This window comes from Streptomyces sp. NPDC048254 (assembly GCF_043201895.1).
Classification (GTDB): domain Bacteria; phylum Actinomycetota; class Actinomycetes; order Streptomycetales; family Streptomycetaceae; genus Streptomyces.
The window spans coordinates 120,063-140,843 of sequence record NZ_JBICZJ010000011.1; the positions used below are offsets into that span (position 1 = coordinate 120,063).

19 protein-coding genes are annotated in these 20,781 nt (G+C 70.3%); 9 read left to right on the forward strand and 10 right to left on the reverse strand.

Features of this window, described 5'->3' with window-relative positions; all coding sequences use genetic code 11:
• Positions 1-42: 42 nt before the first annotated feature.
• Positions 43-558, forward strand: a complete 516-nt coding sequence (locus tag ACGFZQ_RS29395; RefSeq protein ID WP_393842886.1) for a GNAT family N-acetyltransferase — start codon at positions 43-45, stop codon at positions 556-558.
• 171 nt (positions 559-729) lie between these two features.
• Here the strand turns inward: ACGFZQ_RS29395 and panB are convergent, their stop codons facing one another.
• Positions 730-1,605 carry a 3-methyl-2-oxobutanoate hydroxymethyltransferase gene (panB, locus tag ACGFZQ_RS29400; protein WP_393842887.1) on the reverse strand — a complete coding sequence of 292 codons (876 nt, stop codon included), beginning with the start codon at positions 1,603-1,605 and terminating at the stop codon, positions 730-732.
• A gap of 192 nt (positions 1,606-1,797) precedes the next feature.
• Between panB and ACGFZQ_RS29405 the strand changes: the two genes are divergently transcribed.
• From ACGFZQ_RS29405 to ACGFZQ_RS29420, 4 genes are all read left to right on the forward strand, one after another.
• The gene (locus ACGFZQ_RS29405) at positions 1,798-3,396 is read left to right on the forward strand and encodes an MFS transporter (RefSeq protein WP_382526177.1); all 1,599 of its coding nucleotides are present in this window, start codon (positions 1,798-1,800) and stop codon (positions 3,394-3,396) included.
• An 84-nt stretch (positions 3,397-3,480) separates the two neighbouring features.
• Positions 3,481-4,128, forward strand: a complete 648-nt coding sequence (locus tag ACGFZQ_RS29410; RefSeq protein ID WP_393842888.1) for a TetR/AcrR family transcriptional regulator — start codon at positions 3,481-3,483, stop codon at positions 4,126-4,128.
• A gap of 201 nt (positions 4,129-4,329) precedes the next feature.
• Positions 4,330-5,382 (forward strand): endonuclease/exonuclease/phosphatase family protein, encoded by a 1,053-nt coding sequence (locus tag ACGFZQ_RS29415; RefSeq protein WP_393842889.1) that lies wholly within the window; start codon positions 4,330-4,332, stop codon positions 5,380-5,382.
• A gap of 154 nt (positions 5,383-5,536) precedes the next feature.
• Positions 5,537-6,760 carry an MFS transporter gene (locus tag ACGFZQ_RS29420; RefSeq protein ID WP_393842890.1) on the forward strand — a complete coding sequence of 408 codons (1,224 nt, stop codon included), beginning with the start codon at positions 5,537-5,539 and terminating at the stop codon, positions 6,758-6,760.
• Positions 6,761-7,765: 1,005 nt separating this feature from the next.
• Here the strand turns inward: ACGFZQ_RS29420 and ACGFZQ_RS29425 are convergent.
• Positions 7,766-8,122 (reverse strand): ATP-binding protein, encoded by a 357-nt coding sequence (locus ACGFZQ_RS29425; RefSeq protein WP_351692675.1) that lies wholly within the window; start codon positions 8,120-8,122, stop codon positions 7,766-7,768.
• On the reverse strand, positions 8,119-8,346 hold the full coding sequence (locus tag ACGFZQ_RS29430; RefSeq protein ID WP_393842891.1) for a hypothetical protein: 228 nt from the start codon (positions 8,344-8,346) through the stop codon (positions 8,119-8,121). The genes ACGFZQ_RS29425 and ACGFZQ_RS29430 overlap by 4 nt, the downstream gene beginning before the upstream one ends.
• Before the next feature lie 133 nt (positions 8,347-8,479).
• Between ACGFZQ_RS29430 and ACGFZQ_RS29435 the strand changes: the two genes are divergently transcribed.
• Together ACGFZQ_RS29435 and ACGFZQ_RS29440 are read left to right on the forward strand one after the other, a co-directional pair.
• A complete protein-coding gene (locus ACGFZQ_RS29435) occupies positions 8,480-9,343 on the forward strand; it encodes a helix-turn-helix domain-containing protein (protein WP_393842892.1) in 864 nt (287 codons plus the stop codon).
• Entirely contained in the window at positions 9,315-9,521 is a 207-nt protein-coding gene (locus ACGFZQ_RS29440; protein WP_393842893.1) for a DUF397 domain-containing protein, read from the forward strand. The genes ACGFZQ_RS29435 and ACGFZQ_RS29440 overlap by 29 nt, the downstream gene beginning before the upstream one ends.
• Positions 9,522-9,587: 66 nt before the next feature.
• Here ACGFZQ_RS29440 and ACGFZQ_RS29445 read toward each other — a convergent pair whose 3' ends face one another.
• From ACGFZQ_RS29445 to ACGFZQ_RS29455, 3 genes are all read right to left on the reverse strand, one after another.
• Positions 9,588-11,504 (reverse strand): protease pro-enzyme activation domain-containing protein, encoded by a 1,917-nt coding sequence (locus ACGFZQ_RS29445; RefSeq protein ID WP_393843032.1) that lies wholly within the window; start codon positions 11,502-11,504, stop codon positions 9,588-9,590.
• Positions 11,505-11,828: 324 nt separating this feature from the next.
• A complete protein-coding gene (locus ACGFZQ_RS29450) occupies positions 11,829-12,455 on the reverse strand; it encodes a DUF305 domain-containing protein (protein WP_351732012.1) in 627 nt (208 codons plus the stop codon).
• Entirely contained in the window at positions 12,455-13,117 is a 663-nt protein-coding gene (locus ACGFZQ_RS29455) for a DUF3105 domain-containing protein (protein WP_393842894.1), read from the reverse strand. The genes ACGFZQ_RS29450 and ACGFZQ_RS29455 overlap by 1 nt, the downstream gene beginning before the upstream one ends.
• Before the next feature lie 460 nt (positions 13,118-13,577).
• On the opposite strand from ACGFZQ_RS29455, the gene ACGFZQ_RS29460 reads away from it, so the two are divergent.
• Together ACGFZQ_RS29460 and ACGFZQ_RS29465 are read left to right on the forward strand one after the other, a co-directional pair.
• The gene (locus ACGFZQ_RS29460) at positions 13,578-14,939 is read left to right on the forward strand and encodes a glutamine synthetase family protein (RefSeq protein WP_351732023.1); all 1,362 of its coding nucleotides are present in this window, start codon (positions 13,578-13,580) and stop codon (positions 14,937-14,939) included.
• 230 nt (positions 14,940-15,169) lie between these two features.
• Complete coding sequence (locus ACGFZQ_RS29465; protein WP_351732026.1) at positions 15,170-16,603, forward strand: hypothetical protein; 1,434 nt, start codon at positions 15,170-15,172, stop codon at positions 16,601-16,603.
• A 21-nt stretch (positions 16,604-16,624) separates the two neighbouring features.
• On the opposite strand, the gene ACGFZQ_RS29470 is transcribed toward ACGFZQ_RS29465, so the two are convergent.
• From ACGFZQ_RS29470 to ACGFZQ_RS29485, 4 genes are all read right to left on the reverse strand, one after another.
• Positions 16,625-17,449, reverse strand: a complete 825-nt coding sequence (locus ACGFZQ_RS29470) for an HAD family hydrolase (protein ID WP_393842895.1) — start codon at positions 17,447-17,449, stop codon at positions 16,625-16,627.
• Positions 17,450-17,523: 74 nt separating this feature from the next.
• Complete coding sequence (locus tag ACGFZQ_RS29475; protein ID WP_393842896.1) at positions 17,524-18,546, reverse strand: TolB family protein; 1,023 nt, start codon at positions 18,544-18,546, stop codon at positions 17,524-17,526.
• Positions 18,543-19,811 (reverse strand): MFS transporter, encoded by a 1,269-nt coding sequence (locus tag ACGFZQ_RS29480; protein WP_393842897.1) that lies wholly within the window; start codon positions 19,809-19,811, stop codon positions 18,543-18,545. Before ACGFZQ_RS29480 ends, ACGFZQ_RS29475 begins: the two co-directional genes overlap by 4 nt.
• Position 19,812: 1 nt before the next feature.
• A complete protein-coding gene (locus ACGFZQ_RS29485) occupies positions 19,813-20,685 on the reverse strand; it encodes an alkaline phosphatase family protein (protein WP_393843033.1) in 873 nt (290 codons plus the stop codon).
• Between the last annotated feature and the right edge of the window lie 96 nt (positions 20,686-20,781).

A 20,781-nucleotide genomic window follows, 5' to 3' on the forward strand; every position in this document is an offset into this window, starting at 1 on the left:
CGCCTACGAGCCGCCGACACGGGGCGGCGTAGCGTGCCCGCCATGACCGTCCTCGCTGCTGGGAGCATCGGCACCGACCGGCTGGAGCTGCTGCCGTTGCGCGTCGGGCACGCCGGGGAGATGGCCGCGGTGCTGTCCGACCCGGCCCTGCACACCTTCACCGGCGGCACCCCGGACACCCCCGAGGCCCTGCGCTCGCGCTACCGGCGCCTCACCGCGGGCTCCCCCGACCCGGCCGTCTCCTGGCTGAACTGGGTGATCCGGCTCCGCGCCGAGTCGTGTCTGACGGGCACGGTGCAGGCGACGGTCGCCGGCCCGGTCGCCGAGATCGCGTGGGTGGTGGGGACCCCGTGGCAGGGCCGTGGCATCGCCACCGAGGCGGCCCGCGCCCTGGTCGCCTGGCTCACCCGGCAGCCCGTACACACCGTCATCGCCCACATCCACCCCGACCATCACGCGTCCGCCGCCGTGGCCACGGCCGCCGGCCTCACCCCGACCGACGTATGGCACGACGGCGAGATCCGCTGGCACCGGGAGATGACCCCACCTCCCTGTTGACCACCACCGCCCGCGACCACGAACCCCCCGACGACCACCGCAACCATCAATTGAGCAACCCCCCCGGCGAGCACCACCTCCGCGAGAGCGGCGCCGGTTTAGGCGCAAAGAGGGGCCAGCCCGCCGACGGGGGAAGATCGGCGGGCTGGCCGTGGTGTTTCCGCAGTGGTTCTAGTGGACGGAGTGCTCCTCCAGCGGGAACGTTCCGCCGACGACGTCCTCGGCGTAGGCGCGGGCCGCGTCGCCCATGACCTCGCGCAGGTCCGCGTACTTCTTCACGAACTTCGGCACCCGGCCCGAGGTCAGGCCCAGCATGTCCGTCCAGACCAGGACCTGTGCGTCGGTCTCGGGGCCGGCGCCGATGCCCACCGTCGGGATGTGCAGCATCCGGGTCACCTCGGCCGCCAGCTCCGCCGGGACCAGTTCGAGTACGACCGCGAACGCGCCCGCGTCCTGGACCGACTTGGCGTCGCGCAGCAGCTGCTGGGCCGCCTCCTCGCCGCGGCCCTGCACGCGGTAACCCATCGCGTTGACGGACTGCGGGGTCAGGCCGATGTGCGCCATCACCGGGATGCCGGACTCGCCGAGGAGCCGGATCTGGTCGTGCGAGCGCTCGCCGCCCTCCAGCTTGACCGCGCCGACACCGGCCTCCTTCACCAGCCGGGTCGCCGAGCGCAGCGCCTGCGCCGGACCCTCCTGGTAGGAGCCGAAGGGGAGGTCGCCGACGATGAGGGCGCGCTGGGTGCCGCGGACCACGGCCGCCGACAGCATCGTCATCTCGTCCAGGGTGACGGGTACCGTCGACTCGTACCCGAGGTGGCAGTTGCCCGCCGAGTCGCCGACCAGGAGCACCGGGATCCCGGACTCGTCGAAGACGGAGGCGGTCATCGCGTCGTACGCGGTGAGCATGGGCCACTTCTCGCCGCGTTCCTTGGCGAGGGCGATGTCGCGGACCGTGATGCGGCGGGTGCCCTTCCCCCCGTACAGCGTCCTGCTGCCGTCGGAGGGGCTGTTCTGCACAGGCTGGGCAGCCGAGAGCTGCGTCATGGCAACGGCTCCTTCAAATCATCTCGAGGCACCCTGACGGTGTCCCCGGATCGGTTCCATGGTGGCACTTCGTGCCGTCCTCGGCCAGAGGACCGCCGTGTGATCCATCGGTCACCCGCCTTGCGTAAGGCCTCGGTAAAGGAATTCAGATACGAGACGGGTCCGTATTGAAATGGGCCTAGGCTCGTCGTCATGACAACTCCTGCCGACCGCGCTGCAACCGGCCCGCGCATATCCGAGGAGGTGCACCGGCGCCGCTGGGCGATCCTCGGCGTGCTCATGTTGAGCCTGCTGATCGTGGTGCTCGACAACTCGATCCTGAACGTCGCCGTCAAGACCATCTCCACCCCGGCCCCGGTCGGTCTCGGCGCCACCCAGAGCCAGCTGGAGTGGGCGATCAACGCCTACACCCTGGTCTTCGCGGGCCTGCTGTTCACCGCCGGCCTCGTCGGTGACCGGCTCGGCCGCAAGAAGGTGCTGATCGGCGGCCTCGTCGTGTTCGGCCTCGGATCCGCCCTGGCCGCCGAGTCCGGCTCCCCGGGCGAGCTGATCACCTACCGCGCCCTGATGGCCCTCGGTGCCGCCTTCGTGATGCCCGCCACCCTCGCCGTCCTGATGAACGTCTTCGAACGTCAGGAACAGCCCAAGGCCATCGGTATCTGGGCCGGCGGTGTCGGCCTCGCCATCGCGATCGGCCCGATCACCGGCGGTGTGCTGCTCGACCACTTCTGGTGGGGCTCGGTCTTCCTCGTGAACGTACCGATCGTGATCGTCGCGCTCGCGCTGATGGTGTGGCTGGTGCCCGACTCGCGCGACCCGCGTCCGGGCCGCCTCGACCCCGTCGGCGTGGTGCTCTCCGTCGTCGGTCTGGTCCTGCTGGTCTACGGCATCATCAAGGGCGGCGAGCTGGCCGACTTCACCGATGCCAAGGTGCTCGCCACCATCGCCGCCGGGGTCGTGGTCCTCGTCGGCTTCGTGATCTTCGAGATGCGCAGCGACCATCCGTCCCTGGACGTCACCTACTTCAAGAACAAGGTCTTCTCGGCCGCCATGGCCGCCATCGCGCTGGTCTTCTTCGCGCTGATGGGCGTGACCTTCTTCTCCGTCTTCTACACCCAGAGCGTGCGCGGCTACTCGCCGCTGCAGTCCGGTCTGCTGCTGCTCCCGCTGGCCCTCGCCCAGCTGATCTTCGCGCCGCGGGCCCGGCTGGTCGTGGAGCGGATCGGCAACAGGGCCACCACCACCGGAGGCCTGGTGCTGATCGCGGCGATGCTGGGCATGTTCGCCACCTTCGAGGCCGACACCCCGATCTGGCTCCTTGAGGTCGTCTTCTTCCTGATGGGCACCGGCATGGCGCACATCATGACGCCGACCTCGGTCGTCATCATGCAGGCCCTGCCCCGGGAGAAGGCCGGTTCCGCCTCCGCGCTCAGCAACACCTTCCGCCAGGTCGGCGGCGCCCTCGGTATCGCCGTCCTCGGCTCGGTGCTGTCGACGTCGTACCGCAACAGCATCGAGGGCAAGCTCGGCGCGCTGCCGCCCGGGCTGCGCGGGACCGCCGGCGAGTCCATCGAGGCCACCCTGGGCGTCGCCCAGAAGCTCGGGGCGCAGGGCAAGGCCCTGGTCACGCCCGCCAACGACGCCTTCCTGCACGCCATGCACATGACCGCCCTGTGCGGTGTGGGTGTCGCGCTGCTCGGTGCCGTGGTCACGGCCCTCTTCCTGCCGGGCAGGCCGCCGGCCGGTCAGCAGGGCGAGCGGGAACAGGAGTTGGTCGCCGCCGCGGAGTGAGCGGACGCACGATAGAGCACGGGTCGACGGGGGGAGGCTTGGGCTGCGGGAGAATTCCCGCAGCCAGTGAGAGGACGGTATGACGTGAGGCTTGCCGACAGTCGGCCGCGGTCCGTGGGTCCCGCCCGCGGCCGGCCCCGCAGCGAGGCGGTGGAGAGCGCCATCCTGGAAGGGGTCATGAAGCTCCTGGAGGAAGGCGTTCCGCTCGCCGAGCTGTCCATCGAGCGGATCGCCCGGACCGCCGGCGTCGGCAAGGCCACCATCTACCGCCGGTGGAACGGCAAGGAGGAGCTCTTCGTCGACGTCATGCGCGCCGCCGAGCCCCCCGACCCCGAACTCCCCGGCACCTCCATGCGCGACGACCTCGTCGTGATGCTCGAAGCGCTGCGGCAGCGGGGGCTGATGAACCGTTCGTCGGCGATCCTGCACAACGTCTTCGCCCAGATGAAGAGCAGCCCCCGCATCTGGAACGCCTATCACGTCAACGTCATAAACCCGCGGCGCGAACTCGGCAAGGAGGTGCTGCGCCGCGGCCAGCAGAACGGTGAACTCCGCGCGGACGTCGACATCGATCTGGCCAACGACATGTTCACCGGCCCGATGTTGGTCAGGGCCATTCTGCGCCCGGACGCGGAGCTCCCCGAGGGCCTGGCCGAACAGATCGTCGACTCGGTACTGGCCGGTCTACGGCCCGTCAGCTCACCGCACCCGCAGCTGCCGTCGCAGCCGTGAGGGCTCTTGTCGCCGTCGGCGGAATGTGCACGTTTCGTCACAGTCCATCCTGACCCGGCGGTAACCGGAACCCTATCGGCCGGTGTGTTCGTCCTCGTCTTCCGTACGGCCGTCATGTGACGGCGGGATCGGAGCCGATCATCCCCTAGGGTCGTATCCCGGGGGACGACGGTGTGCACGGCGGGTTGTGAGGCAGGCGGTATGGCGCAGCAGGCGTACATGACGGAGACGGACAACGGCGGCTCGGGGCCCGAGCGTCGGGGAGACCGGTTCCGGCGCCTGGTGAACCGCCTGCTGACCGGCTGGCGCGACGACCCACGCATCTGGCGCCGGGGCATCGTCCTCGCCGTCATCGCCCTGCTGCTGGCCGGCGTGATGCTGATGCACTCCCGCATCCCCAACGCCATCGGCAACCTCGGCAGTCTCACCGAGACGTTTCTGCCCTGGCTGGGCCTGTTGATCCCGGTGCTGGTGCTGCTCGGCGTCCTGCGCAAGTCGGCGACCGCGCTCATCGCCGTCCTGCTCCCGGCGATCGTCTGGCTGAACCTGTTCGGCGGACTGCTCACCGACAAGGCCGGCACCGGCGGCGACTTCACGGTCGCCACGCACAACGTGAACGCCGATAACCCCGACCCGACCGGCACCGCCGAGCAACTCGCCGCGTCCGGCGCCGACGTGGTGGCCCTGGAGGAGCTGAAGGCGTCGGCCGTACCGGCGTACGAGAAGGCGCTGTCGGCGACGTACAGGTACCACGCGGTCGAGGGCACCGTGGGGGTGTGGAGCAAGTACCGGCTGACCGGCGTCAAGGCCGTCGACATCAAGCTCGGCTGGACGCGCGCGATGCGGGCCACGGTCGCCACCCCGGAAGGGGCCCTCGCGGTCTACGTCGCGCATCTCCCCTCGGTGCGGGTCAAGATGAACGCCGGGTTCACCGCCCGGCAGCGGGACACGAGCGCGGACGCGCTGGGCGAGGCCATCGCCGACGAGAGCCTGCCGCGGGTGATCCTCCTGGGCGACCTCAACGGCACGATGAACGACCGTTCCCTCAACGGCGTGACCTCGCAGATGCGTTCCACGCAGGGCGCCGCGGGCAGCGGGTTCGGGTTCAGCTGGCCGGCCGCGTTCCCGATGGCCCGTATCGACCAGATCATGGTCAAGGGCGTGGAGCCGGAGAGCTCCTGGACCCTGCCGAGGACCGGCAGCGACCACCTCCCCGTCGCCGCCCGTGTGAACCTGACCACATCGGATTCGTAGAAGCCCCTGGTCAGGCCGGTGCGATCGCCTTTGTAAGGACAATCGGACACCGCACTGTAACCTGCCGGAATACTGGGCCTGGGATGCTTTGTTCCGCAGCTGAACTTAAATACGTCCGCACGGAACCCCGCTCCCCGAAAGGCAAAGCCCTCTCATGCCCCTGGCCCTGCTCGCCCTGGCCGTCGGCGCTTTTGGTCTCGGCACCACCGAGTTCGTGATGATGGGCCTGCTGCCCGACGTCGCCGACGACCTGCACATATCGATCCCCACCGCCGGCCACCTGGTCTCGGCGTACGCGCTCGGCGTCGTCATAGGCGCCCCGCTCCTCGCCGCGCTGACCGCGCGCATGCCCCGCCGCACGGTCCTCATCTCCCTGATGGCCCTGTTCGTGGCGGGCAACGCGCTGTCGGCCCTGGCCCCCACGTACGACTGGCTGCTCGCCGCCCGCTTCCTGAGCGGCCTGCCGCACGGGGCGTTCTTCGGCGTCGGCGCGGTGGTCGCCACCAACCTGGTGGCACCGGAGCGCAAGGCCCGCTCGGTCTCCCTGATGTTCATGGGCCTGACGGTCGCCAACATCGCGGGCGTTCCCGTCGCCACCCTCATGGGCCAGCACCTGGGCTGGCGGGCGACCTTCCTGGGCGTGAGCCTGATCGGCGTCGCCGCGATGGCCGCGGTCGCGCTGCTGATCCGAGGGGCCGACGCCCCGGCCCCGGTCTCCGGCCTGCGCGGCGAACTGACCGCCCTGCGCTCCCTCCCGGTCTGGCTGGCCCTCGCCACGACGGTCGTCGGGTTCGGCGCGCTCTTCTCCGCGTACAGCTACATCACGCCGATGCTGACGGACTCCGCCGGGTACGCCGACTCCGACGTGACCCTGCTGCTGGCGCTCTTCGGCGTCGGCGCCACCGCCGGCAACCTGATCGGCGGCCGCCTCGCCGACCACGCGATGCGCGGCACGCTCTTCGGCGGCCTGGCCTCCATGGTCGCGGTGCTGCTGCTCTTCCCCGTCCTCATGCACGCGCAGTGGAGCGCGGCCCTGGCGGTGACGCTGCTGGGCGTGGCCGCCTTCATCACCGGCTCCCCGCTCCAGCTGATGGTCATGGAACGCGCGGCGGCGGGCCCCTCCCTCGCCTCCTCCGCCAACCAGGCGGCCTTCAACCTCGCGAACGCGGGCGGCGCCTGGATCGGCGGCGTGGCGTTGGCAGCGGGCTTCGGTGTCACCTCCCCGTCGCTGGCGGGCGCGGCGCTCGCGGTCCTGGGCCTGGGCGTGGCGAGCGTGGCGTTCGCGGTGGACCGGCGGCGGGATGCCCCGTCGACGGGCGGCCGGAAACGGGTGGTCGCCTCCCACGTACCGGAGGCTACGGAGCCGGTGCATTCCTGACACTCCGACCGGACGCACTGGCCGACCGGACGCCTTGGCTGACCGGACGCCCTGGCCGACCGGACGCCTTGGCCGAGGTGATGGACCCGCGCGTTCGTCACCTCTGAAGCCAGACCGTCGTCGACCGGCCCCTGTCGCCGCGGACGACTCCGCGGAACCCTCCGTGGTCGAGGGAGACACGGCGTGCCTTGGCCGAGAGGTTGCTGTGAGGCCGCTCGCTTCCTGTGATTGTCGTGCCTCCACGGCCCGCGTCAAGGGCGCTGCGTTCCGCTGCGCTCCACTCCGCGTCGCCTGACGGCGATCGGCCTGCGGCCGCCCCTTGACCCGGTCCGTTCCAGCACGGGGAAGAAGCGAGCGAGCGGCCCGAAGGAGCGGTGGCCCCGCCCGGCGCTGCCCGCCGGGTGCGCTGCGAAGATGCCGTCGGCGGAGGGGCGCAGTCGCGTCTCGCCTGCACGCCGGGAGGGCCAAGCGGCGAGCGGCCGGCCTTGTGTGGCGATTGGCGGATTTGTGCCAGGCGCCTGGAGTGAATCCGTGGTCTGGGTGGCTCGTCCGGCGCGGAGGTGGCACACATCATCCAATTCCCGTATCTCTGCGAGCAGAGGGGCGGATGAGATGGCCGGGTAGGCCTTCGGTAGTGGTTCCGGGCGTGCCTCCCGCGCCCGTGCCTCCCCACGCCCCACCCTCCGACGGCCGCCAAGCCGACCCGGCGTCCATGCGAGACGCGACCGCGCCCCAAGCCGCCGCGCGAACGCAGCCGGCGCGAAGGGTCGGCGGGCCTGAGTCGGCCACTTTCCCCGGGCCGCCCGCTCGCTTCTTCCCCGTGCTGGAGCGAGGCGTGTCAAGGGTGACCCGGAGGGTCATCGCCGAAGGCGACGCGGAGTGGAGCGGAACGCAGCGCCCTTGACCCGGCTCGCGGAAGCGCGACACTGAGACGAAGCGGGCGGCCCCACGGCAACGTGTCGGCGTCTGCTCACATCAACCGCCCCTCGGCGACTTCGGCGCGGCTCAGTTCCGCAGCTCGCACCAGACCGTCTTGCGGTCCTGCCCCTGCTCCACGCCCCACCGGTCGGCAAGCGCGTCCAGGAGGGCCAGGCCGCGGCCGGACTCCTCCGTTGCGGTGGCGGACAGCAGGACGGGCGATGCGCCGGGGGCGGGGTCGGTCACCTCGATACGGGTGTGGTCGGGGGATGCCGTAGGGATGACACGGACCGTCACGGGGGCACCCTCGCCCACGTGGTCGATGACGTTCGTCAGCAACTCCGTTGCGCACAGCCGTACTTCGAAGGCGTGGCCGCGTAGCCAGTGGCGCAGTTCCGGTGCGGCCTTCGGGGTGGCCAGGAGGTGGAGTTCCAGGTGCGTCATCGCTCTGCCGCCGCCGTCATCCTGAGCGCGGCGGCGAGGGCCCGGGCCGTGGCCGTGTTGCAGTTCCCGAGCGCGACGAGGCCGGCGGGTGGGGTGTACGTACCCGCGAAGCTCGGCAAATCGACTCGGAGCGATGGGAGCGTGATGCCGTGCTCGGCGAGGGCGGTGCGGAGGTCCTCGACGCACAGGGCGACGTCGTAGGCCGTGGGGGAGTGGTCGGGCATGAGAGGGGGCAACTTCCTGTGCGGTGTGTGACGAACACCTCACAGGCTGTCGATCGGCTCGCTACCGTGGAAGAGCATTCGCGTCCGCGACGCGAACTGCGGAAACGGCCCGGTGAGTTACGGCGGTGAGCACGTGGTGCGGCGCAAGGACATCGACGGCTCGGTGAGCGTCCCGACCTTCTACGGCAAGGAGTTGCGGTGGAAGCGGGAGGCGGCGGGACTGTCGTTGGAGAAGCTCGTCGAGGGCAGCTTCTACGGCAAGTCCCACCTGAGTGACATCGAGCGCGGGGAGCGCCGGATGCCGTTGGAACTGGCCCGGCATGTGGATCGGGTGCTGGGGACGGACGGGTACTTCGAGCGGCATTGCGAGGATGTGCGGAGGGCGAGAAGAGGGCCGCATGCCGCGTACTTCGAGAAGGTCTTGGAGGCGGAGAGGCACGCGGAGTCGATCGAGGAGTGGTGCCCCAGCACGTTCCCCGGGCTGCTTCAAACGGCCCCGTACGCAAGGGCGTTGGTTCAGGCTGCCCATCCGTCGGCGTCCGATGACTGGATCGAGGAGAAGGTGCAGGCCCGGCTCGATCGTGCCGGTCTCCTCGACGACGGCCACTTGGTTCCGGAGTACTGGGCCGTCCTGCACGAGTCGCTTCTCACGGACGCCATCGTGCCGCCGCAGGAAATGACCGCGCAGCTTGACCGCATCACGGAGTTGGCGGACCGACGCAGGATCACTCCGCAGATCGTTCCGCGGAATTGCGGCGCGTATCCCCTCATGGCCGCTTCGATCACGATCATGGCCTTCCCGGACGCCCCACCACTGCTGTACGTCGAGGCGTCGTACAGCGGGGACACCATCGACGATCCGGCCCTCGTGAGTCAGTACCGCAAGGCATACGATCGGCTCAGGGCCGTTGCGCTGTCACCAGACACGTCCCTCGCCATGATCAAGGCAGCGGCAGAGGATTACCGAAATGGCAAGCAAACGAGTCGACTTGAGTGACGCGCTCTGGTTCAGGAGCAGTTACAGCAACGGTGATGGAGGGAACTGCGTCGAAGTCGCTCACGGAGTCCCCGGCCTCATCCCCGTCCGCGACTCGAAGGCGGCCCCCCACGGCCCCGCCCTGCTCCTCCCCGCCACCGCCTGGGCCCCCTTCATAGCCTCCCTCAAGTCGGCGTAACGCAAAGGGGCGTGGGGGCCTCCGAAGAGAAGGACCCCACGCCCCTTAGTCAAGCCGCGCAGCGGATCAGTGCTTGCGGTGCGCCTTGTACGACTCCACGTAGCCGTTCGCCGGGGTACCGACGCCCGTCACGTCGTCGTAGCCCTTGACCGCGGACAGGGAGCTGTCCTTGCCGAGGCTGCGGACCGAGGTCAGCAGGCCGTCGGTGGCGTCGTAGCCGTTGGCGAAGTCGACGCGGGCGACCGCGAGGTCCTTGCCGGTCGGCTTGTCCGTGACGTCGTGGTAGGCCTTCGTGCCGTACTTGGAGTAGATCAGCGGGTTGGCGAAGCCGATCGCCTTGCCGCCGCCCGCCTCCTGCGCGAGGGCCTGGACCGCCGCGATGACCGGAGCGGCCAGCGAGGTGCCGCCGATGCGGTACTCGCTGTACGCCTCGGTGCCGTCCGCCTGGGTCTGCGTCTGGCCGACCTTGAAGCCGGTGTTGGGGTCGGCGATCGCCGAGATGTCCGGGACCACGCGGTTGCCGGAGGCGCTGTTGGCCTTGGCGAGCGCGTCCGGGACGACACCCTTCTGGTACGACGGCTCGTTCACCGTCTTGCTGGTGCCGCCGCCCGCGCCCGAGGTGAACGGGCCGGGGAAGCCGGTCCAGCTCTTCCCGTCGGCCGACAGCGAGGCCTTCTCGGTGCCCCAGCCGGTCTCCCACAGGTACTTGTCGCCCTTGCCGACGGCCAGCGAGGTTCCGCCGACCGCCGTCACCCAGGCGGAGTTGGCCGGGGTGTCGACCTGCTTCGTGTCGGTGTTGGCGACCTCGTCGCCGTTGTCACCGGAGGAGAAGTAGAAGCCGATGCCCTGCACCGCGCCCAGCTGGAATACCTGGTCGTAGGCGGCCGCGAGGTCCGGGGTCTGGTTGGCCTCGATGTCGCCCCAGGAGTTGGAGACGATGTCGGCCAGGTGGTTGTCGACGATCTTGCTGAGGGAGTCCAGCAGATCGTTGTCGAAGCAGGACGCGGCGCCCACGTAGGTGACGTCGGCGTCCGGCGCGACCGCGTGCACGGCCTCGACGTCGAGGGTCTCCTCGCCGTACCAGCCGGAGGCGTCACACTCGTCGGCGCCGGTGTTCGTGTAGTTCGAGGGCAGCACCTGGTGCAGCTGGCTCGTCTTCCACGCGGCGTCGCCGTGCGCCTTGGCGTAGGTGCCGGCGTCGTAGGCGATGGTCGGCGAGGCGAACGCGTCGGTGATCGCGACGCGCACGTGCTTGCCGGTGTACTTGCCGGCGCCGTAGGCGGCCCGCAGCTGCTTGCCGGTGTAGCCCTCGACGGCGTACGGGATCTTGGTGCCGTACGCGTCCGGCAGCGTGGTCGCGGTCTTCGAGCCGTAGTACGACGAGAACGGCCCGGAGTTCTTGAACACGCCGGCCGGGGGCGGCAGCGTGTCGTCGTGGGTCGCCTTGTGCGGCGCGTTGTCCAGGCCGGTGACGGTGAGGATGGAGCTGCTCACGGCCGCCGGCACCGACGCGGTCTTCACCGGCGCGCGGTAGGTCTTCGAGCCCTTGGCGTAGTTGTGCAGCTGGGTGCCGAACGCCTGCTCGACGGTGGACACGTCGCCGGCGACGGCTATGTAGTGCTGGGTGACCTCGGTGACCTTCAGGCCGGAGGCGGCCAGCCAGGACTTGACGGCCTTCACCTGGGCCGCGGTGGCGCCGAAGCGGGCCTGCGCCTGCTTGGCGCTGAGGTACTTGCCGTAGTACGGCGAGCTGGGGTCGGACACCGCCTTCGCGTAGGCCGCGAGGCCGCTGGCGTTCCGGCCGGCCAGGTAGACCCGGGCCTTGACCTGCGCGCTGTCGGAGGTGGCGCCCTTGTCCGCCTTGGCCGTGGCCCAGGTGGGCTTGGTGCCCTTCAGGGTGTCACGGGCCGGGCTGTCCGCGGCGTGGGCCGCGGGTATGCCGAGTGCGAGCGCGCCGGCGATCATCGGCAGTGTCGCTGCCATGCTCACGCTGGCCCGCACCTTGGCACGGTTCGATCTCATACTGCCCCCTGCTATGCGGTTCGACGCATGGAGTGGTCGGTCAGGCGTGATCATCGGGAGGCCGGCGGCGGAACGGCCCGTGAATGGATCACACGATGGACGTCACTCTTACGGTGAACTGTTCATGCCAGGGGAATGAAAAGGCCAAGGAAACCCCAAGGGGGCGTTGATTAGGGGTTTTTGACCGGATTTCGACGCCGCACCAAACGTTACGGATCGATTGCGATTGCCCGTAAGCCCTTGCGGTGCCGTTAAGTCGACAAATCCCCCACCCTGTACGCCAGTTCAGGCGCGCGGCTCGGCGCCCCGCTCCTTCAGCATCTGGGCCATCGTCGTCAACTCCGACTGCTGCGCGTCCACCATGCCCTGGGCGAGGTTCTTCTCCACCGTGACGGTGCACTTGGCCACACACCCCTCGGCCATGTGGATACCGCCCTTGTGATGGTCCGTCATCAGCTGCAGATAGAAGATCTCCGCCTGCTTGCCGTTGAGTGTCCCCAGCTTCTTCAGCTCGGTGTTGGTCGCCATGCCCGGCATCAGCGCACCGTCCTTGCCGGAGGCCATGTCGCCCATGCCCATCCAGGTCATCGGCGGATCGGCCGACACCTTCGGCAGCCCCCACAGGTCCAGCCAGCCCAGCAGCATGCCGCGCTGGTTGGCCTGCGTCTGCGCGATGTCGTAGGCGAGGCGCCGTACGTCGGTGTCCTTCGTGCGGTCGCGCACGATGTACGACATCTCGACGGCCTGCTGGTGATGGACCGCCATGTCCCGCGCGAACCCCGCGTCCGCCGAGTCGGCGCTCGGGACCGTAACGCCACCGCCGTCGCCGTCCTCGCCCGCGACCGCGTAGGTGATCGCGCCGGCCGCGACCAGCACCGCCACCGCGGAGCCCGCGATGAGCACCGACCGCATCACTGGCCCTTACCGCCCGTGCACGCGGCACCCGGCTCGGGGGTCTGCTTGCCCTGCACGAACTCCTCGAAGAACTTGCCCACGTTCGGGTCGTCGGCCCCGGTCACGGTGCGCTGGTGCGCCCACGCCGTCATCATGATCGGGTCCTTCTGCTTGTCGTCCGGGCTCATCAGCGTGTACGGCGTCTGCTTCACCTTCGCCGCGAGCGCGTCGACGTCGGCCTTCTTCGCCTTGCTGTTGTACGTCACCCAGACCGCGCCGTGCTCCAGCGCGTGCACGGCGTTCATGTTGTCGATCGCCTCGGTGTAGACGTCGCCGTTGCAGTTCTGCCAGACCGGGTTGTGGTTGCCGCCCACCGGGGGCTCGGTCGGGTAGTGCACGGTCGTCGTCACGTGCGTCCGGCCCAGCGTGCCCTTCCAGGTGTTCACCCCGTCCTTGCCGGTCACGAAGTGCCCCGAGGTCTTCGCGTCGGCCGCCGTGGTGTCGTCACCGGACCGGTTCTTCACCAGCACCACACCGCCGACCACGAGGCCGGCGACGACCACCACGCTCGCGGCGATCGTGAGGATCCGGCCGCGACGCTCACGCGCCTGCTCGGCGCGCCGCATCTCCTCTATGCGCGCCTTGCGCTCGGCGCTGTTGCTCTTCTTCGCGGAACCCATGGGATGTGTCCTTCTGGGGGAAAGGGACGTGGAAGGTGGGGCCCGCTGATCGTAATGGGGGAGATGGGGCCGGTCGTAGGGAGGACACAGGAAAGACCTGGAAATGCCGGTGATTCGACAGGAAACCGATAATCGGAACGCGGGGGCGCGCATGGGTGTGGGGTGTGGCCCGCGCCAGGCACCGGGCATCGAGTGGGTCTGCATCTGATATTCATCTTCATGAGTCGGGTGTGACGTGCGCCGGAATCGGATCGGCCATTACGGATGTCGGTGCGAGCAGGCAAGATGGGCGCCAGGGCGGTACACCTGCCGTACGGGAGCCGTTCAGGCCGAGGACGCCGGGGCGATCATGGTCCGCAACGCGCATGAAATGCTGTTGTGGTGTGATGCTCAGGTGCCCGACCGCCTCCTGTGGGACCGGGAACAGGCGGCCTGACCAGCAAGGATGGGGAAGCGGAAGATGGACAAGCAGCAGGAGTTCGTGCTCCGGACCTTGGAGGAGCGGGACATCCGGTTCGTACGCCTGTGGTTCACGGACGTGCTGGGCTTCCTCAAGTCCGTCGCCGTGGCCCCGGCCGAGCTGGAACAGGCCTTCGACGAGGGCATCGGCTTCGACGGCTCCGCGATCGAGGGCTTCGCCCGGGTCTACGAGTCGGACATGATCGCCAAGCCGGACCCGTCCACCTTCCAGGTCCTCCCGTGGCGCGCCGAGGCCCCCGGCACCGCCCGCATGTTCTGCGACATCCTCATGCCGGACGGCTCCCCGTCCTTCGCGGACCCGCGGTACGTGCTGAAGCGTGCGCTGGCCCGCACCTCCGACCTGGGCTTCACCTTCTACACCCACCCGGAGATCGAGTTCTTCCTCCTGAAGGACCGCCCGATGGACGGTTCCCGCCCCACCCCGGCCGACAACTCGGGCTACTTCGACCACACCCCGACCAACGTCGGCATGGACTTCCGCCGCCAGGCGATCACCATGCTGGAGTCGATGGGCATCTCGGTCGAGTTCTCCCACCACGAGGGCGCGCCCGGCCAGCAGGAGATCGACCTGCGGTACGCGGACGCGCTGTCGACGGCCGACAACGTCATGACGTTCCGCCTGGTCATGAAGCAGGTGGCGCTGGAGCAGGGCGTGCACGCGACCTTCATGCCGAAGCCCTTCTCCGAGCACCCCGGCTCGGGCATGCACACCCACCTCTCCCTCTTCGAGGGCGACCGGAACGCGTTCTACGAGTCGGGCGCGGAGTTCCAGCTCTCCAAGGTCGGCCGTTCCTTCATCGCGGGCCTGCTGAAGCACGCCGCGGAGATCTCGGCGGTCACCAACCAGTGGGTGAACTCCTACAAGCGCATCTGGGGCGGCTCCGAGCGCACCGCCGGCGCCGGCGGCGAGGCCCCCTCCTACATCTGCTGGGGTCACAACAACCGCAGCGCGCTGGTCCGGGTTCCGATGTACAAGCCCGGCAAGACCGGCTCGGCGCGCGTCGAGGTCCGCTCCATCGACTCCGGAGCCAACCCGTACCTGGCCTACGCCCTCCTGCTGGCGGCCGGCCTCAAGGGCATCGAGGAGGGCTACGAGCTCCCGCCGGGCGCCGAGGACGACGTCTGGGCCCTCTCCGACGCGGAGCGCCGCGCGATGGGCATCGAGCCCCTCCCGCAGAACCTCGGCGAGGCCCTCACCCTGATGGAACGCAGCGACCTGGTCGCCGAGACCCTCGGCGAACACGTCTTCGACTTCTTCCTCCGCAACAAGCGCCAGGAGTGGTACGAGTACCGCTCCGAGGTCACCGCGTTCGAGCTGCGGAAGAACCTGCCGGTGCTGTAAGGGCGGGTCGCCGGCAAGGGCGGGTCACCGTCCTGGCCCGAGCCGGTGTCGACGGCCCCCGTGTGCTCTCGCGGCCACGGGGGCCGTCACTCGTTCGGCGGGTTCGGGCCGGGATGTTCGAATTGACACCGGGTTGCCGGGACCCCGTACTGAACACGAGGGACTTCTGGCCAGTTTCCCTGTGGGGGGATTCCACCACCCGTGATCCATCCCGCCTTCAGGGAGGCACCGTGACGGTGCAGCAACAGCAATCCACGATCCCGACGATCCTGGTGTACGAGGAGGACCCCGGATCCTTCGGGCACGTCAACATGCCCGTGCCGCATGCCGTTCCGCAGCTCGACACCCAGCCCTTCCCCGCCGCCATCGCCGAGACCGCACCGCAGCCGGACAGCGCGGGACCGGGCACCGAGGCGTTCCGCTACTGGGTCGCGGCCGACGCGCTCAGCAGCGCATGCCAGGCCTGGGGCCCGCTCGTGCCGACCGGCACGCACTGGCACCCGACGGTCGGCCGCGCCCTCACCGCCCATCTCGACGCCGGAAACGACCTCAACGCCTTCTACGACCGCAGGGGCTTGTGGTTCTTCCGCCGCACGGTGGCCGGCGTCACCGTCGCCTCGTGTGAGAGCGGCGACGTCGTCAGGCACGAGGCCGGACACGCGATCCTCGACGCCCTGCGCCCCCGGCTGTTCAGCGCGTCGAGCGCGGAGGCGGCCGCCCTGCACGAGGCGTTCGGCGACATCAGCGCGCTGGTGTCGGCACTCCGGCAGGAGTCGCTGCGCAGCTCCGTCCTGGCCGAGACCCAGGGCGACCTCGAAGTCTCCTCGCGGGTGTCCCGGATGGCCGAGCAACTGGGCTGGGCCATCCGCCAGGCCCACCCGGGCGGGGTCGACCCCGACTGCCTGCGGAACATGTCGAACAGCTTCTTCTACCGCGACCCGGTGCTGCTGCCGCCGAGCGGCCCCGCGAACATGCTGTCCAGCGAGCCGCACTCGTTCTCCCGGGTGTTCAGCGGCGCCTTCCTGAAATGCGTCGCCGGGATCTTCCGGCAGCAGGACCTGCAGGACCAGGCCGGTCTGGGCCTCGCGGTCGAGATCGCCGGGCAGCTGCTGGTGGACGCCGTCGTCGCCGCGCCCGTGGTGTCGGCCTACTACGCGCAGGTCGCCGGCCACATGATCGCCGCCGACCAGCGCCGCAACGGCGGCCGCTACGGCCCGTTCCTGCGCTCGGCGTTCGTCCGGCACGGCATCCTCTCCCTGGAGGCCGCCACGTCGATCACCGAGTCGGAGGTGTCGCGCCGGAGCGTCGGCATGGCCGAGGCGACGCCGGGCGGCGGTGACGAGGAGGGGCTGATGCCCGTCACGGTCCACGGGGCGACGTACGGCCTGAACCAGCCGATCACCCTGTCCGCCCCGGCGGAGGAACGACGGTTCGGTATCGCGGCCTCCGACCCCGCCGGCGGCTCACTGCGGCCCGCCGACCCCGACCGGGTCGCCACGTCGTTCCTCGAGGACCTCGTCCGGCGCGGCCGTGTCGACGTCCCCGAGGAGTACCGCACCGCCTCGGCGGTCGTCGACAACAGCCCGTCGCGGATCAAGACCCACGAGATCGCCCGGAGCTCGACCGGCGAGGGCCTCGCCCTGGTCCGGCGCTTGTTCGACTGATCCACCGGGAGAGCTTCGGCGTCAGCCGAAGAAGCGCAGACGGCGGGCGGTCAGCCGCCCGTCGTCCTCGCGCCTGACGACATGCGTCGTATCCGCCGTCGGCTCCTCACCCTCGAACACCGCCTCGCCGCGCGCCAGCAGGTCGTTGACGAACTTCTCGGCCGCGACCCGCTCGGCGTCCCCGTCCGGCTCCGCACCGCCGAGCACGTCCGGCTCCTCGCCGGCCCGCACGCCGTCACCGGTGGTGTCCACCGGCCCGCGCAGGTCGACCGTGAACCCCGCCCGCTGCAGCGCCTCGGCGCCCCGCGTGGTCACCATGGCGAGCGCGAGGCGCTCGGAGACGACCTCCACGACGACGGCCTCGGTCGCGTCCACGGCCGTGTCCAGATCCGGGCCGTCCGGGCCGGCGGGCGACTCGATCCGGGCCCGGAGCACCGGACGGTCCTCCGTGGCGGCCCGGGTGAACACAGGGTGGGCCGCCGTACGCATCCCCGCCTTCCGTGCGAACGCGCGCTCGCGGGCGTCCTCGCCCACGAAGACACAGCCGTCGGCCGTCCCACCGGCGCTCGCGACGGCCCGGTCGAAGAGGGCGCGGCTGTCCTTCGCGCCCCAGTGCACGAGGGCCACGTCGGTGAAGCGGCCCGGGAACGCCTCGTGCAGCGCGGCCGCCACCCGTTCGGCGTCACCCTGGTGGGTCCCGGGGTTGGAGATGATGCCCTGGCGCAGCTCGCCGAGGTCGTCGAGCACGGCCAGGACACGCGGCAGGGGACGGAGCGCCAGGGAGCCGTCCGGGTTCAGCCGGGGTTCCGCCAGGGTCGCCCCGATGTCGAAGAAGATCACAGGCATGGGAAGTGCCTCCCCACGGCGGACGCCTTCGAGTCGCAACCGCCCGGGACAGGGCCCCACATTCACCCGGGCGGCTACGGACCGACGTACGCCGGTGACACCGCCGAGGCGCTGATCCGCCGCGGTTTTCCCGATCCGTCCGCCGGTACCTCGTACAGGTCCGCCCCGTAGTCGCCCGGCAGCGCGTACACGACCGTACGCGCGTCCTTCCAGACCGCCTGGTCGTCCACGCTTCGGGTCTCCGCCAGCGGTGTCTCGCGCATCGTCCTCAGGTCCAGGACGTACAGGCGCCAGGGGGAGTCCTTGGGGAGGCCCTTCACGCGCTTCTTGTAGGCGATGCGCGTGCCGTCGGGGGAGAGGGACGGGCACTCGACGTTCGGGTGGAGCGTGGTCACCGTGCGGGTGCGGAGGCTGCCGCGCACGAGGTACGTCGTGCCCTTCGTCGCCAGGGTCGCGTAGAAGGTGTCGTCGTCCGAAGCGAAGGTCAAGCCCCAGAAGTTGACGTCCGCGGACTGGTAGGAACGGCCGTCCCTGACGATCCGGAACGCCTCCAGGGACGGGATCAGTCTCCCCGTGCGCGTGTCGGCTATGGCCGTACGCGTCGAGAAGTTCGTGCCCGCGTACGAGTCGCCGCCCACGAACGCGGTCCATGCGGCGTAGTGGCCGGTGGGGGAGACCCGGGCGCGGGAGGGGATGCCCGGGACGTCGTAGTGGGCGCGCGTGTGCAGCTTCGCGTCCAGGATCAGGGCGCGGTAGGTGTCCGAGACCGGGCCGTGCACGGCCTGGAGGCACACTCCCGTGCCTGAAGCGGCGTAGAAGCGCAGGCATTTCACGCCGGAAGCCGTGCGCGGGCCGGCCGGGTCGGTCGCCGGGGTCGTCGTCAGTTCGTCCCGGTGCGGGCCCCAGGCCATGTTGCGGAAGATCATGTTGCCGGGGGTGGTGAGCGTCACCGTTCCCGAGGTGACCTTCGGGCCGCCCGCCTGGGTGTGGTCGCGGCGCTCCGCCCGCGCCGACGCGTGCAGGACGGAGGCCAGGGCTGTCGCCCCCAGCGCGGCCAGGGCCGCGACGAGGATCAGGATGCGGGACCTCAGGGTCATACGGCAGCCTTCCGGAAGGGGCGCAGGGTCAGGGCGTACGCGGCGCACACCGCCAGGGCCACCGCCGACACGCTCAGCGCCGTACGGTCGCCCCACAGCGTCCAGGCCGCCCCGAACGCCAGTGAGCAGGCGAAACGCGCCCCCGCCTGGCCCGTCTGGACCAGCGCCAGGCCCGACGAGCGCAGCGCCTCCGGCACGCTGTCCGACGCGGCCGCCATCAGGACCCCGTCGGTCGCCGCGTAGAACGTGCCGTGCAGGGCGAGGACCACGTACGGCAGCGCCGTGCCGTGCCAGGACGTGAGCAGCGACGCGTACGTCAGCAACAGGGCTCCGTGACCCGCCAGGAACACCCGCCAGCGGCCCCAGCGGTCCGCCAGCCGGCCCAGGGGGACGGCCAGGAGGAGGAACCCGGCCGCCGTGCCCAGGGGGAGCAGGGCGAACCAGCGGTCCGGGACGCCGAGCCGCCGTTGCAGCAGCAGGTACACGAACGAGTCGCTCACCGTGGCGAGGCCGAGGAGCAGGGCGCAGACGGTGATGCGGCGCAGGTCCCGGTTGGACAGCAGGCCCACGGCCGCGCGCAGCGTGGGGCGCGCCGCCGCGTCGGCCGTACGAGAGCGTTCACCCGGTACGAAGAGCACCAGGACCAGTACCCCGACCACCGCCACGCAGAAGCTCACCGTGAAGACCGCGTCGTAGCCGTCCACCGTCGCCCGCAGGATCAGGAACGCCGCCAGGGGGCCGAGCAGGGCGCCCGCCGTGTCCATCGCCCGGTGCACGCCGAAGGCGCGGCCCCGGGTCTGAGGGGTGCTGGAGAGGGAGATCAGGGCGTCGCGCGGAGCCGTGCGCAGGCCCTTGCCCGTGCGGTCCGCCGCGAGGACCAGGCCGATGGGGGTCAGGGTGTGGGCGATCAGCAGCAGGGGCTTGCACAGCGCCGAGAGCGCGTAGCCCGCGCCCGCCACCCACTTGTGCCGGCCGCCGCCGCGGTCGGCGAGGTGGCCGCCGACCAGGCGTACGACCGCCGAGAAGCCGTTGTAGACGCCGTCCAGGAGCCCGAAGCCCAGCGGGGACAGGCCCAGGCCCGTCACCAGGTACAGCGGGAGGACCGCGGTCACCATCTCGGAGGACACGTCCGTGACCAGGCTGACCGTGCCGAGGGCGAGGACGGTGGGAGCGACCGCGGTGCGGTACCGCCCGGCTGTCACCGGCCGGGCGGTACCTTCCGCGGACGCCGCGGGAGTGCTCGCGCGGCTGTCCGCTACATACACGTCAGGACGCCCAGATCCCGGTGATGTCGTCGGCCGAGGCCGCGTTGCCCGCGTGCGCGCTCAGGCCCTGGCCGTCCTCCAGGGTGCGCAGCAGGTCGTAGTGGTTGTAGGTGGTGGAGGAGGTCGACCCCGCCTTGACCGGCTGCCCGTACAGGACCGTCGGGATGCGGTTGCCGGCCAGGCGGTTGTCCTCGTCCATGGTGACGACGAGGAGGCTGTTGTGGGTCTTGGCCCAGGTCGCGTACGCGCCGAGGTTGTTCTTCAGCCAGGTGTCACCGGTGGACACCGAGCAGTCGTGCATGTCGCTGCACAGGTTGGGGGTCACGAAGGAGAGCTGGGGCAGGGTGGTGTAGTCGGTGGGGAACTGGGCGAACGTCTTCGCGGTCGACGTCGGCACGTTGCTGAAGCCGAACCACGGGTTGTGCTTGCGCGCGTAGTTGCCGCTGCTGCACGTGGTCGAGCCCTGGCTGGGCAGGGTCTCGTTGTAGCTGGCCCAGGTGCGGCCGGCCGCGAGCTGCTCGGAGGCCAGGTTCGCCGCCGAGGAGAAGCCCGCGGTGTAGCAGCCGTCGTCGGTGATGCCCTGGGTGGCGCCGGAGAACAGGGCGAAGTAGTTCGGCTGGCTCGGGTGGGTCTCGGCGTACATCTGGGTCAGGTTGGCGCCGCCGGTCGCCAGCGAGTTGATGTACGGGGCGCTGGAGGAGCCGACGACCTGGCTGTAGGCGTGGTTCTCGAAGACCACGACGATCACGTGGTCCGGGGTCGGTACGGCACTCGCGGCGTGCGCGGACGTGCCGCCGAGCCCGGTCCACAGGCCGATCGCGGCCGCGGTGAAGGCGGTGGCGGAGGCCACCGTCGTACGGGCTCGGCGCAGCATGGCCGAACGTGCGGAACTGCCGGACACATCAACCTCCGGTGGTGGGGGAAGGGAGGGACTGGTGGCGGTACGGACAGAGCATGCACACGCCAATTA

Excerpts from the sequence above, each read along its gene's own strand:
- ACGFZQ_RS29445 (WP_393843032.1), bottom strand. The coding sequence starts at position 11,504 with ATGGCAGCGACACTGCCGATGATCGCCGGCGCGCTCGCACTCGGCATA.
- ACGFZQ_RS29460 (WP_351732023.1), top strand. The coding sequence starts at position 13,578 with ATGGACAAGCAGCAGGAGTTCGTGCTCCGGACCTTGGAGGAGCGGGAC.
- ACGFZQ_RS29425 (WP_351692675.1), bottom strand. The coding sequence starts at position 8,122 with ATGACGCACCTGGAACTCCACCTCCTGGCCACCCCGAAGGCCGCACCG.
- ACGFZQ_RS29440 (WP_393842893.1), top strand. The coding sequence starts at position 9,315 with ATGGCAAGCAAACGAGTCGACTTGAGTGACGCGCTCTGGTTCAGGAGC.
- ACGFZQ_RS29470 (WP_393842895.1), bottom strand. The coding sequence starts at position 17,449 with ATGCCTGTGATCTTCTTCGACATCGGGGCGACCCTGGCGGAACCCCGG.
- ACGFZQ_RS29395 (WP_393842886.1), top strand. The coding sequence starts at position 43 with ATGACCGTCCTCGCTGCTGGGAGCATCGGCACCGACCGGCTGGAGCTG.
- ACGFZQ_RS29420 (WP_393842890.1), top strand. The coding sequence starts at position 5,537 with ATGCCCCTGGCCCTGCTCGCCCTGGCCGTCGGCGCTTTTGGTCTCGGC.
- ACGFZQ_RS29485 (WP_393843033.1), bottom strand. The coding sequence starts at position 20,685 with ATGCTGCGCCGAGCCCGTACGACGGTGGCCTCCGCCACCGCCTTCACC.
- panB (WP_393842887.1), bottom strand. The coding sequence starts at position 1,605 with ATGACGCAGCTCTCGGCTGCCCAGCCTGTGCAGAACAGCCCCTCCGAC.
- ACGFZQ_RS29405 (WP_382526177.1), top strand. The coding sequence starts at position 1,798 with ATGACAACTCCTGCCGACCGCGCTGCAACCGGCCCGCGCATATCCGAG.
- ACGFZQ_RS29415 (WP_393842889.1), top strand. The coding sequence starts at position 4,330 with ATGGCGCAGCAGGCGTACATGACGGAGACGGACAACGGCGGCTCGGGG.
- ACGFZQ_RS29430 (WP_393842891.1), bottom strand. The coding sequence starts at position 8,346 with ATGCCCGACCACTCCCCCACGGCCTACGACGTCGCCCTGTGCGTCGAG.
- ACGFZQ_RS29455 (WP_393842894.1), bottom strand. The coding sequence starts at position 13,117 with ATGGGTTCCGCGAAGAAGAGCAACAGCGCCGAGCGCAAGGCGCGCATA.
- ACGFZQ_RS29450 (WP_351732012.1), bottom strand. The coding sequence starts at position 12,455 with ATGCGGTCGGTGCTCATCGCGGGCTCCGCGGTGGCGGTGCTGGTCGCG.
- ACGFZQ_RS29475 (WP_393842896.1), bottom strand. The coding sequence starts at position 18,546 with ATGACCCTGAGGTCCCGCATCCTGATCCTCGTCGCGGCCCTGGCCGCG.